This is a genomic window from Akkermansia massiliensis (genome assembly GCF_023516715.1).
GTDB classification, from domain to species: domain Bacteria; phylum Verrucomicrobiota; class Verrucomicrobiia; order Verrucomicrobiales; family Akkermansiaceae; genus Akkermansia; species Akkermansia massiliensis.
In genome coordinates, this window is sequence record NZ_JAMGSI010000002.1 from 694,780 (window position 1) to 708,178 (window position 13,399).

At 58.6% G+C, this 13,399-nt stretch carries 13 protein-coding genes; 7 read left to right on the forward strand and 6 right to left on the reverse strand.

Annotated elements, in window-relative coordinates:
• Positions 1-19: 19 nt before the first annotated feature.
• The 4 genes from M8N44_RS10605 to M8N44_RS10620 all read right to left on the reverse strand — a co-directional run bounded on the left by M8N44_RS10605 (position 20) and on the right by M8N44_RS10620 (position 4,855).
• A complete protein-coding gene (locus M8N44_RS10605; protein ID WP_102727922.1) occupies positions 20-1,018 on the reverse strand; it encodes a glycosyltransferase family 10 domain-containing protein in 999 nt (332 codons plus the stop codon).
• 122 nt (positions 1,019-1,140) lie between these two features.
• Complete coding sequence (locus tag M8N44_RS10610; RefSeq protein ID WP_146021058.1) at positions 1,141-2,415, reverse strand: glycosyltransferase; 1,275 nt, start codon at positions 2,413-2,415, stop codon at positions 1,141-1,143.
• Between the two features lie 452 nt (positions 2,416-2,867).
• Positions 2,868-3,674 (reverse strand): hypothetical protein, encoded by an 807-nt coding sequence (locus M8N44_RS10615; protein WP_102749373.1) that lies wholly within the window; start codon positions 3,672-3,674, stop codon positions 2,868-2,870.
• A gap of 26 nt (positions 3,675-3,700) precedes the next feature.
• Positions 3,701-4,855 (reverse strand): glycosyltransferase family 2 protein, encoded by a 1,155-nt coding sequence (locus tag M8N44_RS10620; protein WP_102727925.1) that lies wholly within the window; start codon positions 4,853-4,855, stop codon positions 3,701-3,703.
• Between the two features lie 301 nt (positions 4,856-5,156).
• Here M8N44_RS10620 and rfaD point away from each other — a divergent pair, with 301 nt between their 5' ends.
• The 4 genes from rfaD to M8N44_RS10640 are packed head-to-tail and all read left to right on the forward strand — an operon-like array spanning position 5,157 to position 9,166.
• Positions 5,157-6,143: an ADP-glyceromanno-heptose 6-epimerase gene (gene rfaD, locus M8N44_RS10625; protein WP_102721708.1), complete on the forward strand. Its 987-nt coding sequence runs from the start codon at positions 5,157-5,159 to the stop codon at positions 6,141-6,143.
• A 21-nt stretch (positions 6,144-6,164) separates the two neighbouring features.
• Positions 6,165-7,139: a glycosyltransferase family 9 protein gene (locus tag M8N44_RS10630; RefSeq protein ID WP_022396404.1), complete on the forward strand. Its 975-nt coding sequence runs from the start codon at positions 6,165-6,167 to the stop codon at positions 7,137-7,139.
• On the forward strand, positions 7,136-8,161 hold the full coding sequence (locus M8N44_RS10635) for a glycosyltransferase family 2 protein (protein WP_102727926.1): 1,026 nt from the start codon (positions 7,136-7,138) through the stop codon (positions 8,159-8,161). The genes M8N44_RS10630 and M8N44_RS10635 overlap by 4 nt, the downstream gene beginning before the upstream one ends.
• A 21-nt stretch (positions 8,162-8,182) precedes the next feature.
• Positions 8,183-9,166, forward strand: a complete 984-nt coding sequence (locus M8N44_RS10640; RefSeq protein ID WP_102727297.1) for a glycosyltransferase family 8 protein — start codon at positions 8,183-8,185, stop codon at positions 9,164-9,166.
• Between the two features lie 13 nt (positions 9,167-9,179).
• Here the strand turns inward: M8N44_RS10640 and M8N44_RS10645 are convergent, their stop codons facing one another.
• Together M8N44_RS10645 and M8N44_RS10650 are read right to left on the reverse strand one after the other, a co-directional pair.
• Positions 9,180-10,214 carry an SIR2 family protein gene (locus tag M8N44_RS10645; protein ID WP_180972956.1) on the reverse strand — a complete coding sequence of 345 codons (1,035 nt, stop codon included), beginning with the start codon at positions 10,212-10,214 and terminating at the stop codon, positions 9,180-9,182.
• Between the two features lie 112 nt (positions 10,215-10,326).
• A complete protein-coding gene (locus tag M8N44_RS10650) occupies positions 10,327-11,178 on the reverse strand; it encodes a metallophosphoesterase (protein WP_102727927.1) in 852 nt (283 codons plus the stop codon).
• 220 nt (positions 11,179-11,398) lie between these two features.
• Here M8N44_RS10650 and M8N44_RS10655 point away from each other — a divergent pair, with 220 nt between their 5' ends.
• From M8N44_RS10655 to truB, 3 genes are all read left to right on the forward strand, one after another.
• Positions 11,399-11,566 carry a hypothetical protein gene (locus M8N44_RS10655; protein ID WP_022396399.1) on the forward strand — a complete coding sequence of 56 codons (168 nt, stop codon included), beginning with the start codon at positions 11,399-11,401 and terminating at the stop codon, positions 11,564-11,566.
• Between the two features lie 87 nt (positions 11,567-11,653).
• Positions 11,654-12,667, forward strand: a complete 1,014-nt coding sequence (locus M8N44_RS10660; protein ID WP_146019302.1) for a DHH family phosphoesterase — start codon at positions 11,654-11,656, stop codon at positions 12,665-12,667.
• A gap of 14 nt (positions 12,668-12,681) precedes the next feature.
• Entirely contained in the window at positions 12,682-13,398 is a 717-nt protein-coding gene (gene truB / locus M8N44_RS10665; protein ID WP_022396397.1) for a tRNA pseudouridine(55) synthase TruB, read from the forward strand.
• The last annotated feature ends 1 nt before the right edge of the window (position 13,399 follow it).

Sequence of the window (13,399 nt, forward strand, 5' to 3'; positions counted from 1 at the left end):
AACTGTCCGGGAGCCTGGATCAGTGGCGCAGGCGGTTCTTCAGCCGCCGCCATGCCAGGCGCAGCCTGTGGCCGCGTTTTAAAAAGCGCTGGTAGTAGGCAATCCATGTGCCGTCCCCCTTGCGGCGCGCTTCTTCCGGAGACTGGTCGAATATCCGGTAGAGTTTGGCTGTTTCACGTTCCGTTTCTTCCAGGAAGAGGGCTTCCTGTTCCGGGGTTTTCCAGGGGCGGGACATGATTTCACACCACAGGCCGTCGTCTTCGTCCACTTTCTTCACGTAGGCCGCGGCGTCGTCCAAGGTGGGGAAGTCGTGGCAGTTGATGAACGCGGCGGAGTTGAATTCCCTTCCGATGTCCGGATTGCCCCAGTAAATGGGGATGGTGCCCGCAAGCATGCTGGTGACGATTTTCTCGCTGGTGTAGCCGGGGTACCAAGCGTTTTCAAAGGCAATGGAGAATTTGTACGGCTTTTTCATCCGGATGGAGGAGGCGTACCAGTCTTCCGACCGGTGGCCGTCGCCCGGCGTGTTGTTGAGGTGGGGCCCCAGGGAGTTGACGAACCGGACGGAGGAGAGCTTGTGAAAAATGGCGTCCCGGTTGGGATGGGATTTGCGGTTGGCGTAAATGAAGTTGCAGAAGCCCGTTTTGGAGGCCAGGAGGGCGCGGACGTCCAGGCCTGCCTTGCCGCCGTGCACTTCCTGCAAATGGTGGCGCAGGAAGGGGAGTTTGACGGTGCGGTCGCTTCCGGGCACCGCATCCAGCCCGATGTAGTAGTCAAACAGCATGAAGTCCGGGGCGATGGCTTCATGGCAGCCGTACATGACGGTGATATGGCCGGGGGCCCGTTCCAGAAAATCGTAAAACGCTTCCCGGTTGACGTAAAACCAGGGGGTGGCGATCAGGTAGTCGAAGTCGGAATCGTCTTCCACCACGCGGTAACGGTCTTTCAGGAGCTGGTAAATGCCTTCCCTGCCGAAATCCGGAGTGGACTGTAAAAAGGAGATTTTAAGCGTTTTCATGGGAGAAGGCGGGTCGGAGTGGTTGAGAGTGTATGGGGCGGCTCTTTCTTGTCAATGACAAAGGCAGGGGCCGGCCGGGCGTGTTGGGGGAAGGTTGCCCGGCGGTTAAACATCAGCCTTTTTCACCCTTCGCGACGGTATTCCCGGAGCGTTTCTTCATACAGGGCGGCGTGCCGCGCGGCAATGACGGGGTAGGAAAACGTTTGTTCGGCGTGTTGGCGGCCTTCCTCCGCCAGGGCCAGCAGGAGCTTTCCGTCCCGGATGAGCCGTTCGCAGTGGCCTGCCATTTGATTCAGGTCTCCCTGGGGAGCCACCAGCCCCGTCCTGCCGTCCAGGACCACTTCCGGAACTCCGCCCGTCCGGAAGGTGACGGAGGGGGTCTTGCAGGCCATGGATTCCAGAGCTACGTTGGAAAGGACGTCCTGAAGCGTGGGATTCAGGAAGATGTCCGCTGCGCTGTAAAGCCCGGCCAGCTTGTTCATGTCCGTAATGAAGCCGGCATTTGTGCTGGGGAAGGGGAATTCCACGTTCTTTTCCTGGTTGCCGAAGAGCAGCAGATGAAGGTTCCTGTGCCCGCGCCGGTACAGTTCCTCCAGCACCAGGGGGATGAAATGGCCTCCCTTGACCGGATTGAACAGGCCGGTTGCGCCGCAGGCAATGACAAAGGCTCCGGACGGGATGCCCAGGGCCGCACGGATGGCCTCCCGGTCTTCCGCCGGGCGGAAGAGGTCCGTATCCACGGGGTTGTAAATCTGGACAATCCTTCTTCCGGGGAACATGCAGCCTTTTTCCACTTCCCTTTTCAGCCAGAGGGAGGGCGTCACCAGCGTCAGGGACGGTATGCGGGCGAAGGAGCGGCGCTTGCGGGAGAACAGCCACGCCGGAAGGCCGCGGAAGAGGCGGGGAGTGCCGAGCTGGGGGCAACTGCCGCGGCATTCGTCCCGGAATCGGTCGCAGTCCATGGTGCAGTGGCACCCCGCGGTGCAGGCAAACATGTCGTGCAGCGTATAGACCAGCGGGCGGCGGATGTGGCTCAGCCGCGTGAAATCCACCGTTCGGCCGCCTATCCAGTGCAGGTGCACCAGGTCGGCTTTCTCCATCTGGGCGGTGTCGAACCCCATGCCCAGCACGTTCAGGGAGAAGGGCAGGTCCCTCCTTTTTTCCGGCAGCAGGGCGTCAAATCCATGCGCCAGATGGCGGCGCAGCGCGTCCGTAGCTCTTCTGGCGGCGGATCTGCTGATTTCCAGGCCGTCTATTCCCTTGCGCCTCCTGAGCAGAAGGACGGATTCCATATCGGAAATATTCCGGTTCAGGGCATCATTCAACCGGTAGGGAGCGGAGCTGGCCGATACGCTGTGGGAGACTTGGAATACTGTCCTGCGTTGAGGAGAAGTCACATAGGGGAGTATGAGGATTAGGAATCCGGCGTCAAGCCTGCAAATCTGAAAGAAAAACGTTTTGGGAAGATTTCGCTTGCCGTTATTCCGTGAACCGGCAGACGCTGGCCCTGATGTCAGGGAGGCTTCTTCTTTCAACAAGAAGCAGGGGAAGCTGGCTCACGGAGGGGCCGCGGCTGTGAAAGGATATTTTGATTGACGGTGTTTTGCGGCTTCGGCGCCTGGGAGCGGAAGATTTCTGGCTATAATAGATATAACTCATTGTATATAATAGTATAAATAATATTAAATAGCCGTTGCTGCGTTCCGGAGGCGATAGGTATCAGGGCCGGGAGGCCGTGGCTCCCGGGAGGTACGCGACCATGAAAGGGAGATGGGGAGAATGTTGATGGAGCGGCAATTGGACCATCCCGGAGGGGGGAAAAGGAGAGCTTTTCCGAGCTGTGGCATCCTTACCGGATTCCTAATCCGCCCTTTTTGGCGGGAAGAAGAAGCTGCCTGCATTTTTGCAGCCAGCCTTTTTTTGCGGTCCGCGGGATTCCCATGTCGCGCCTGTCCTGGAATGGAAAGGAGGAAAGCTGTTCCCAGTCCTCCGCATAGGTTTCCGTACCGTCCAGGGCGGTGATGCCCTGCAGCTTGCACAGGATGGAGAAGATGCTCTGGTCATACCGGTTTTCCACAAAGCCCGGCAGGTTGGGAGAGGCGGAGGGAGAATTGTCCGCCAGGTGCAGATGGTCGTAAAAGACATGGAGCCAGTCCCGGATCAGGCTTTCCGTGACCGGGTTCTTTTTCAGAAAGACGTGGCCCCCTGCAATTTGCTGGGTGTGCGTGACATGGACATCTTCCCCGGAAACGCCGAAGTGGCGCAGGATGTCCCCCTTGGTCCATTTGTATTCCGGCTGCCCGTTGGTGAAAACCAGCATGCCGCGGCTGTCCCGGTCCAGCATGTCCACATATTCCCGGAAACGCTTCGCTCCGTTAATGTTGATATGGCAGCCTGCATCCAGGTACAGGAGGCGGTCGCCTTCCTGCATGTCCTGCAGGACGTGGTGGATGGCCCAGGGTTTCCAGGACCAGTACCCGAATCCCCGGCAGGACGGCGTCAGGTATTTGCCCATGCGGCCGGTGAATTCCGCGGAAAGGTCATGTTCCGTGAACAGCGTGATCTCATCGAAAAATTCCAGCGCTTCCGCCTGCCTGCCCAGCCGTTCCAGGGCGGCCGCCATGCGGGAGTCTGCGAATGAGAGAAAGCGGTTCATTGTCCGGAAGGTAGGGATAAGGCAATTTACAGGGAAGGCGGCGATGTGTCAAACGGCTCTTCCGGCGAGGCGTTTTTCCCTTGGAAACCGTTGGAATGCGCTTGGGAAAAATGTTCCGCGAGCATTCTTTTGCAGGAGTAATAGCGTCCCTTCTGTCCGGGAAGCAGGGAACAGGCCGCCAGCAGGATGCGGCCCCAGCCGTTGGATGGCGGCTGCGCCGAGTTCAGCAGGTCCACCAATTGCCTGTCCCGGCCCGGCAGGACGGAGAGGAACCGAGCCCCTTCCGCGTTCCGGTAGAACAGGTGCCACCAGTCCAGCAGGGACTGTTGCTGAACGGCGGTCATCTGGTGGAAAAGAGGATGCTTGGAAACGAAGAAAGGCCTGATTTTCCGCACGCCATAGGCGAACAGGCCTTCATTCTGCCATCCGTGTTCCTTCCAGTAGTCCACGATGTACAGCAGACGCTGGAATTCCTGCACGCATTTGAAGTAGGTGGGGTCATTGCAGCGGCGGGAAAGGGAACCGCTCCGCATGAGGCGGTAGTAATACAGGCAGTCCGGAATGAACAGGAGGCGGGAGGCGTGGGGGACGGCCATCAGCCGGAAGGTTTCATCCTCCGCGCCGGATTTCAGGTTCACATTGAAGCGGAGGCGGTGGGCGTCCAGCATGCTTTTCCGGAACAGCTTGCTCCATACGCAGATGTCCATTTTACCCCAGATGGAGTCCCGGAAGAAGCTGGCCGGGGAGGCGTCCTTTTCAAAATGCCAGGAGGGCGACCTCCTTCTGGCCTCAATGAGCCGGTCCGACGAGTCCTCGAAGACATGGTTGCCGCACTCCACGATGTCCGCATCATGTTCCAGGGCCGCGGAAAAAAGGCGGGAGTACATTTCCGGGTCCACGTAGTCGTCCGGGTCCGCAAAGCCGACGTAAAGGCCCCGCGCCGCATCCAGCCCCGCGTTCCTTGCGGCGGAAACGCCCGCGTTCTGCTGGTTCAGGAGGATGATTCTGCCGTCCTTTTCCTTCCAGCGGAGCAGGTGCGCCCAGGTATCGTCCATGGAGCCGTCATTGATGCAGATGATTTCAATGTTCCGGAGGGTCTGCCGAACCAGGCTGTCCAGACAGTCGTCCACATAAGCGGCTACATTGTAGCAGGGAACGATGATGGAAACGTCGGGACGCATAAGCTTATAATGTATGTAACGGATTTACAATCCGTGGTCAATGATAATTTTTGCAAGATAAATATTACCGAAGGTTTTTAACGTTGTCAGCATGAAAAGAGGGGATGAAGGCCGGGGATTCCGCGGGATGCGCAGGGATTGCGTTCCAACGGTTTTCCGCGTGGACCGGCCAGGGGTTGGAGTATCCGGATTGTAAATTCGTTGAGAATTTGGAGTTCGGGAACGCCTCAAATGGCAGTTGCCTAGGGCCGGGTGGATGTGGTACAAAAGGCCGTACAACTTCTTCATTTATTCTTCTCTTATGATTATTGTCACGGGTGGGGCCGGCTTCATCGGCTCAAACATTGTCGCCGCTCTGGAAAAGGCCGGTAAAAAGGATCTTGTGGTGGTGGATGAGCTGGGCTCTTCCGACAAGTGGAAAAACATCGCCAAGAGAGAGCTGTGCGCCGTGATTCCTCCGGAGGACATGCTTGACTACATGGAGGCGCATGCGGAGGAGATTGAGGCCGTCATTCACATGGGGGCCATTTCCGCCACCACGGAGACGGACGCTGATCTGATCATCCGGACGAATTTCACGCTGAGCTGGCGCCTGTGGGAGTTCTGCGCCCTGTACGGCAAGCAGTTTATTTACGCCTCTTCTGCGGCCACGTACGGGGACGGCTCCATGGGGTTTGACGATGACTCCTCCCTGGAGCACGTCAATGCCCTGCGCCCCCTGAACGCGTATGGCTGGAGCAAGGCCCTGTTTGACCGCAAGGTGGCCCGGGAGGTGAAGGAAGGGCGGCCGGTTCCTCCCCAGTACGCCGGGCTCAAGTTTTTCAACGTGTACGGCCCCAATGAATACCACAAGGGGGGGCAGAAGAGCGTGGTGGCCCACATTTTCCCCCAGGTGAAGGTGAATGAAACGGTGAAGCTGTTCAAGTCCTACCATCCCGACTACCGGGACGGCTGGCAGCTCCGGGACTTCGTGTGGGTGGGTGACTGCGTGAACGTGGTGCTCTGGCTGCTGGACCATCCGGAGGTGAGCGGATTGTTCAATGTGGGGTCCGGGGAGGCGCGCTCCTTCTACGATCTGGCGAAGGCGGCGTTCAATGCGCTGGGGCTCCAGGAAAAGATCGCCTACCGGGAGATGCCTGAAGAACTCAAGGGCAAGTACCAGTATTATACGCAGGCGGACCTTTCCAGGCTGCGCGCCGCCGGCTATGCAGCTCCCATGACTTCCCTGGAGGACGGCGTGCGCCAGTACGTGCAGAAGTATCTGGACAGGGAGGACAGCTACGTTTAACCCGCATTCCTTTTTCCGCCCATGCCCGCACAGCGCATTCTGATGATCAAGCACGGCGCCCTTGGCGACGTGGTGCTTGCCATGGGGACGATGAAGCGGCTCCGGGAGCTCCATCCGGAGGCGCATATCACCCTGATGACCATGGGGATGTTTGTTCCCATGGCGGAACAGCTCGGGGTGTTTGACGATTTCATTGTGGACAACCGCCTGCCCTACCGGAAGCTGGGCGCCACGTGGGGGGCCATCCGTTCCATCGTGAAAGGGAATTTTGACGTGGTGTACGACCTCCAGGAATCTTCCCGCACCAGGAAGCGTTATTATCCCGCCGTGCGCTTCCTGCTGGACCATGACATGGACTGGGTGGCCTGCAATTCCGGGGAACGGCGCAGGCTGCTGAAAAAAGGCGGCTTCCGGTTTGGCAGGGTGGTGAAGGAACCGTTCCACCTGGAACGCGTCCTGACGGACCTCTCTTTCATGCACGGGGAAGGGCTGCATTTTGACGAGCTTCCGGAACGCTACGTGATGATGATTCCGGGCTGTTCCCCCAGCCATCCCTACAAGCGCTGGCCCGTGGAGAATTTCTGCGCCCTGGCCCGGCGCTTGGCGGAAAGGGGCATTTCCTCCGTCGTGATCGGCACCCGGGCGGAGGCCGCGGAGGTGGAGGCCATTGCCGCCAGCTCCCCCCTGGCCGTCAGTTTTCTGGGCAAGTCCACCCTGATGGATATTCCCCAGATGGCGCTCCGTTCTCTGGCCTGTGTGGGCAATGATACTGGGCCTACGCACATGTGCGCCTATGCCGGGGTCCCGGTGACCGCTATTTTCTGCCACCGGACGCGCAAGTCCGCCATTACGGCCCGGTGCATTTCCAACCTGATTTCCCCCGGCTCCATTGAGGAAATTACGGTGGACCAGGCGTGGTCCACGCTGGAGCCCTTCCTGCCCCCGCAGGAAGAGCTTGAACCTGCAAAAATGGCGGCCACTCCGCAGGCGTCATGATGGCTCCCGTGAACATTTCCGTGCTGGTTCCGGTTTACAATGTGGAACCGTATCTGGCCCAGTGCCTGGAAAGCATCTGCGCACAGACGCTCCGGGAGCTGGAAGTGGTTTGCGTGGACGACGCTTCCACGGACGGGTCCCTGTCCATCCTGCGGGAGTTTGCGGAGCGGGACCAGCGGGTGAAAGTGGTGCAGGCCCCGGAAAACGGCGGCCTTTCCCGCACCCGGAACCTGGCGATGAGCCATGCGCAGGGAGAATACCTGGTGCTGGTGGATTCAGACGACTGGCTGGAAACGGATTTGCTGGAGGAGATGTACAGCCGTGCGAAGGCGCTGGACGCCGACAAGCTGGTGTGCGGGTTCCGGTATTATTATGAGTCCGACCCCGGAAGGGAGGACCGGTTCCTGCCGGAGGACATCGCGCCCCCCGGAAAGGGATGGATTCCCTGTACGCCGGAAACCATCGGTAAAATACACCATGGAGCGGGCGGCATGATGATACGGCGTTCCGTTGTGGAGGAGCACGGCATCCGGTTCCCCGAGGGCGTTGCCTGCGAGGACCTGTATTTCCACTATGCCGCCTTTCCGCGGTGCAGAAGGGCCTGTGTGGTCAGCAGGGCGGCGTACGTTTACCGCAAGCGCGCCGGGTCCATCACCAGCGGCTTTGCGTCCGGCAGTTCCCTTCAGTCGCTGGATTACCTGACGGTGGCGCAACTGGTGCTGGAAGAGTGGAAACGAGCCGGAATCCTGGAGGAATACAGGGCGGCTTTTCTGAAAATGCTGGTGATGGGCGTGCGGAATATCCGCAAGTACGCCCCCCATGCCGTCCAGAAAGAGGTCACCCGGAAAGTGTCCCGAATGCTCCGTGAAGAAAACCTGTACCGTCCCGGAGAGGAGGATTCCCGCCTGTCCCGCCGGGAAGAAAAACTGCTGAAAACCTGGCTGGCCGGAAAATCCGGCTTGGACTTTTCCTATTACTGGAAGAGAATGCGCAAAGCGGGCGCCCGGCTGCTGCGCCGCTGACACCACCCGAACGATCGACCGATGAAGAAGAATGAATTTGCCGTCGTCCTGGCCAGTGACAACCGGGGCATCCTGCCTTTGAGCGTTACCGTCTTTTCCCTGCTGAGCACCGCTGCTCCGGAAACCTTTTACAAGATTTACATCCTTTCCGACGGCATTGACGGGGAGAACCGGAACAGCGTTGAGCGCCTGGCGGCCCCGTTTGAGTGCCGGTTGGAGTTCATAGACGTTTCCGGCATTCTGGAAAAGCACGACTTTCCCCATACGGAACAGTGGCCCGTGCCCGCCTGGGGCCGCGTGTTCATCCCGGAGTTATTGAAGGAGGAGCGGGGCAACATCCTGTATCTGGACATTGACGTTCTGGTTTGCCGGGATTTGACGGAGCTGTTCCGGACGGATATGTCCGGCAACGCGGTGGGAGTGGTGTTTGAGAATTTTTCCAGGCCCGGCTCCCATTTCAACGAGCGCCTGGAGATGCCGCTGACCTGCACGGGGTATTTCAATTCCGGCGTGCTGCTGATGAATGTGGACGTTTTCCGGGAAAAGAACCTGGTCAGGGCCGTGCTGGATTATGCCGTCAGTCACCGGGACAGGCTGACCTGTCCGGACCAGGACGCGCTGAACGGCGCCCTGTGCGAGCTGACCGTGCCGCTGCATCCGCGCTGGAACTGGCATGACGGCCTGACGCGCCGCATCCTGAAGAACGACCCCAGGGAACGGTTCTGGCGAGGAGTGACGCCGCGCCAGGCGGTGGAAGCGGCGCTGGAACCGGGCATTCTGCATTACCAGGGGGTGCACAAGCCCTGGCGGTATAATTGGCGCTATGAAGGGGAACGTTACGAACGCGCCATGCGTGAAGCCGGGCTGCTGCATGGCCCGCTGCCCGGAAGAACCCTCCCGGCCATCCTGAAAAAGCACCTTTACCGGCCTGTTTACCGGATGACCAGGAATAAAATTCTCAGGCTGCAAAAGCAGTTTGAGAAGGAGGATGGCACATGCTCCTGAAGCCGGATGCGGGTTAATGTGCCTGTTTTATTCTGTACTGGATATCACGTAAAACCGCCCGGTAATACTTCTCGTAATCCGTACCTTTCGCGTTTTTTCCGGGAGGCGTGGGCGAAGAAGAGCAAACCTCCACATCAAATTCTTCCAGAAGGGCTTTCATGGCTTTGGCGGGCTGGCCGTAGAAAACGATGCGGTTTTGGATGCAGCGCGCCTTTTTTGAATCGCGCAGCCATCGTGACCGGAGGTTCAGGATGTACAGCAGGTCTATTTCTTCCGAAGAAAGATTCAGCCCCATGATGTAAACGTTGGAAAAGAAAAACAGGTCAATCCATGATTCCTCCAGTTGAAGCTGCGGCTTGCGCAGCTTTTCCGGGATGCCCGCTATTTCTTTTTTCTGTTTTTGGACCCAGTAAGTGTAGGTTCCCTTTAAATAGCTGTCAATTTTACCGATGCAGCCGCAATAGTGCTCATACCCGTATTGAATCGTGAAGGAGGAGGGTTTTTCATTATAGGTGCCGTGAATGTTCCAGATGCGGAGGGAGCGGCGTTCCTTCTCCATGCAGACATGGCGGCGGATGCTGTATTTGGTTTCCGAATTCCGGCGCTGGCTTGTCTTGTAATGCTGTGATTCCAGGATCTGCACCAGGAACGTGTCGTAATTGGTGGTCAGATAGTCGTCTATTGGAAGGGCGGCAAGCTGGTGTAAAACGGAGCCGGGATATTTCTGCGGGGTGAACTCTTCCAGTTTCTTCTTGAGCCGGTCACGCACATCGGAGGATACTTTGCCCATGTCGGCTTCCGGATGCCGTTTTTGTTTTTTCAGGATCAAATACTCGTAAATCAGGGGAAAAGGCAGATAGTCCCCCTGGTCTCTGAACGGGCAATAGATGTCTTGCTTGCAGCCTTCACCGCCGTTGCAGGGAGGGCAGACGGTTTCCTTGAGCAGGTCAATGCTGCTTGGGCTTCCCAGTGTGCGGATCAAACCGTTGCCAAACAGGACGGCGTTCTTTCTGAGGGTGGATTTGGTATTGGTGGAAGTAGTCATCATGGAAAACAGCGGAACCATTCTCCATGCTGGTCCATGGCCGCGAAAAATCAAGAAACAAAGAAAAATCCTTTTCCCGCCGCCGTCTAGTCCGGCATGAAAAGGGCTGCCGGCGTCAGTGCAGTTCCAGCAGATAGATCTCCGGAGGGCAGTTGAAGCGGAGGGGGAGCGTGCTGGTTCCCAGCCCCTTGGTAATCAGATAGGTGTTGCCGCCGGAAATATGCCAGGGGTAGGTGTAGGGCTGGGCGTGTTCCGGGCTGGCTTCAAACCACAGGAGATTGAAGGGAAGGCGTATCTGGCCGCCGTGGGTATGGCCGCTGATGACGATGTCCGCGTCCCCATGGGAAAGCATGTGATCCGCTTCCGGACGGTGGGAAAGCAGGAAATGGGGTATATCCGGGGACTGGCGCTTGGGGAGCCGTTTTTTGGAATTGCGCGAGGTGTCCAGCATTCCGGATAGCTGGAGCTGCCTGCCGTCCTTGAACGTGACAAGCGCGCTTTGGTCTTCCAGCACCGTGATGCCGGCCCGGGTCAGTTCCTTGCGCCAGTTGTCCCAGCCGAAGGTGAAGTCATGGTTCCCCTGGATGGCGAAGACGCCGCAGGGCGCTGCCAGCCCCCGCAGCAGCCGGGCGGCCGCGGCGGGGCTCATGCTGGCGTTTCTGCTGGCGCCGCGGGCATAATCCCCTACCAGCAGGATCAAGTCCGGCTGAAGCTGCATGATTCTCCGGACGTAGCGCAGCGCCCTCACTTCATCAAAGGCCGTGGGCATCAGGTGAAGGTCTCCGGCAATGACGACTTTAACGGGTTTTCCGCGGCCGTTCCACTGGGGGACGCGGTAGTCCACCTTCCGGACGAACAGAAGATTGGGTTCTATCAGGTACGCCCAGGTAATGCCGGCTACGCCGAGCGCGCAGACGCCCAGCAGCAGGGTGCCGAAAAGCCGGAGTATTCTGACGGAGAAGGGCATGGAAGGGAAGCGGCTTGGCAGAGACTATAATTCCTGAGGACCGCAGGCGAGCGATTTATGCGTCTTGCCATTTGAGAAAGGCCCGATTGCGGGGAGAAGCAGGCGGAAAGGCGCCCCCTTGGGAGATTTTAGCAAATTTGATTGACGGGCGCCCGCATGGTATGCTTTTATGCTCCAAGATATTTCCATATCCTTTATCACCCATCATTTAACCACGCATATGAAGAAGATTACCGTTATGGCTCTTGCCGCTTTTGCGGCGAGCATCATGGCTTCCTGCTGCTGTCAGGATCAGGGTGCTCCCCCCCTGACCCCCCTTCCCAAGTTCAATGACCTGAACCAGCCCGCCGTGGATGTGGCTCCGGTGGTCATGAAGTCCAAGAAGTAATCCTCTTCCGGGATTAGGTACGACTTTTCAAGCCGCACTTGGTGATTGTCCAAGTGCGGCTTTTTCTATAAAAATGCGGCAGAACATATGGAAGATTGGAAACATTGTCCCGAATTTGCGCCTTTGGCGGACCTGTTCCGCAGACATGACAGCTTTGCGGTAATTGCGCACGTGCATCCGGACGGTGACGCCATCGGTTCCACGCTGGCGCTGGGGGAAGCCCTGAAGCAGATGGGCAAGAAGGTGGTGATGATGAACGAGGACGGCGTGCCTTCCAATCTGGCCTTTATGCCGGGCGTGGAAAATATCATCCCCACGCCCGATGAGCCGGTGGACGTGGAAGTGGCCGTTTCCGTGGACAACGGCGCGTTCAAGAGGCTGGGCGAACGCAGTCTGAAGGCCCTGGCGGGAGTGAAGGTGTGGGCGAACATCGACCACCACCAGACTAATGAATTGTTCGGGGACGTGCAATGCGTTCTGCCGGACGAGTGCGCCACGGGTGCGGTGCTGTATTATTTTTTCAAGTATCTGGGCGTTCCCGTTACCCCGATAATGCGTGACGCCCTATACGTGGCCGTCAGCACGGATACGGGTTCCTTCCAGTACCAGATGACGACGGCGGCCGTGATGGAGCTGGCCGCGGATTTGATCCGGATGGGCGTTGACGTCCAGGACATCAACCGCCAGCTTTACCAGGAAAAGCCCTGGGTGAAGATGCAGCTGATGCGCGAGGCTCTGAACGGCATGAGGCTGACGCCGGACGGCAGGATTTGCACGTTCTGCCTGACGAATGAGGCGAAGGCACGGATCGGCAGCCGTCCGGAGGACACGGAAGGCCTGATCGACCTTTTGCGTTCCGTGCAGGGAGTCTGGCTGGCCGCTTATCTGGAGGAGGCGGAGGACGATCCCCGTATCCGCATTTCCCTGAGGTCCAAGACCCCTGAAATATCCGTGGCGGAGCTTGCCTCCCGTTTTGGAGGCGGCGGACATGCCATGGCCGCCGGAGTGCGCATCAGGGGACCCATTGAAGAAGTGCGCCTCACCATCCTGAAGGCCATGCAGGAGGAAGTGGAACGCGTGCTCCAACAGCAGATTTCATGAACGCTTCAGATTCCATGCAAGCTCCCTCGGGCGTCCTGTTGATTGACAAGGCGCAGGACATGACCTCCCACGACGTGGTGGCGATTGCGCGCCGCTCCCTGGGGATTAAGAAGATCGGCCACTGCGGCACGCTGGACCCCATGGCTACGGGGCTGCTGATGCTGGTGGTGGGAAAGGCGACCAAGCTTCAGGACAAGCTGATGTGCGAACACAAGGAATACGCCGGAACCCTGACGCTGGGAGTGGAGACCTCTTCCCAGGACGCCATGGGGGAAGTGGTGGCGGAGTATTCCGTGGACGGCGTGACGGAACAGGCCGTGCGCGAGGCGTTTGACCGGTTTGACGGCGCTTTTGAGCAGATTCCCCCGATGGTTTCCGCCATTAAAAAGGACGGCGTCCCGCTGTACAAGCTGGCCCGCAAGGGGCAGGAAGTTGTGCGGGAGCCGCGGCCCGTGGAGGTGTTCGGCCATCAAATTTCCCGCGTGGCCGTTCCGGAAGTGGACTTTACCGTTCAATGCTCCAAGGGTTTTTACGTGCGTTCCTATGCGTATGACATCGGGAAGGCGCTGGGCTGCGGAGCGCATTTGAGCGCCCTCCGGCGCATCAGGTCCGGTTCTTTTACGCTGGAGCGCGCCGTTACGGTGGATACCCTGAAAACCGCCCCCAGGGAAGAGCTGTTCCGGGCCATGCTTTCCCTGGAGGAGCTGGCGGACATTCTGATTGCCAGGTAGC

What these genes read in the sequence shown, in the direction of transcription:
- rfaD (WP_102721708.1), top strand. Translation starts at nt 5,157, where the DNA reads ATGATTATTGTCACGGGTGGGGCCGGCTTCATCGGCTCAAACATTGTC.
- M8N44_RS10650 (WP_102727927.1), bottom strand. Translation starts at nt 11,178, where the DNA reads ATGCCCTTCTCCGTCAGAATACTCCGGCTTTTCGGCACCCTGCTGCTG.
- M8N44_RS10615 (WP_102749373.1), bottom strand. Translation starts at nt 3,674, where the DNA reads ATGAACCGCTTTCTCTCATTCGCAGACTCCCGCATGGCGGCCGCCCTG.
- M8N44_RS10660 (WP_146019302.1), top strand. Translation starts at nt 11,654, where the DNA reads ATGGAAGATTGGAAACATTGTCCCGAATTTGCGCCTTTGGCGGACCTG.
- M8N44_RS10605 (WP_102727922.1), bottom strand. Translation starts at nt 1,018, where the DNA reads ATGAAAACGCTTAAAATCTCCTTTTTACAGTCCACTCCGGATTTCGGC.
- M8N44_RS10635 (WP_102727926.1), top strand. Translation starts at nt 7,136, where the DNA reads ATGATGGCTCCCGTGAACATTTCCGTGCTGGTTCCGGTTTACAATGTG.
- M8N44_RS10655 (WP_022396399.1), top strand. Translation starts at nt 11,399, where the DNA reads ATGAAGAAGATTACCGTTATGGCTCTTGCCGCTTTTGCGGCGAGCATC.
- M8N44_RS10645 (WP_180972956.1), bottom strand. Translation starts at nt 10,214, where the DNA reads ATGATGACTACTTCCACCAATACCAAATCCACCCTCAGAAAGAACGCC.
- M8N44_RS10630 (WP_022396404.1), top strand. Translation starts at nt 6,165, where the DNA reads ATGCCCGCACAGCGCATTCTGATGATCAAGCACGGCGCCCTTGGCGAC.
- truB (WP_022396397.1), top strand. Translation starts at nt 12,682, where the DNA reads ATGCAAGCTCCCTCGGGCGTCCTGTTGATTGACAAGGCGCAGGACATG.
- M8N44_RS10620 (WP_102727925.1), bottom strand. Translation starts at nt 4,855, where the DNA reads ATGCGTCCCGACGTTTCCATCATCGTTCCCTGCTACAATGTAGCCGCT.
- M8N44_RS10640 (WP_102727297.1), top strand. Translation starts at nt 8,183, where the DNA reads ATGAAGAAGAATGAATTTGCCGTCGTCCTGGCCAGTGACAACCGGGGC.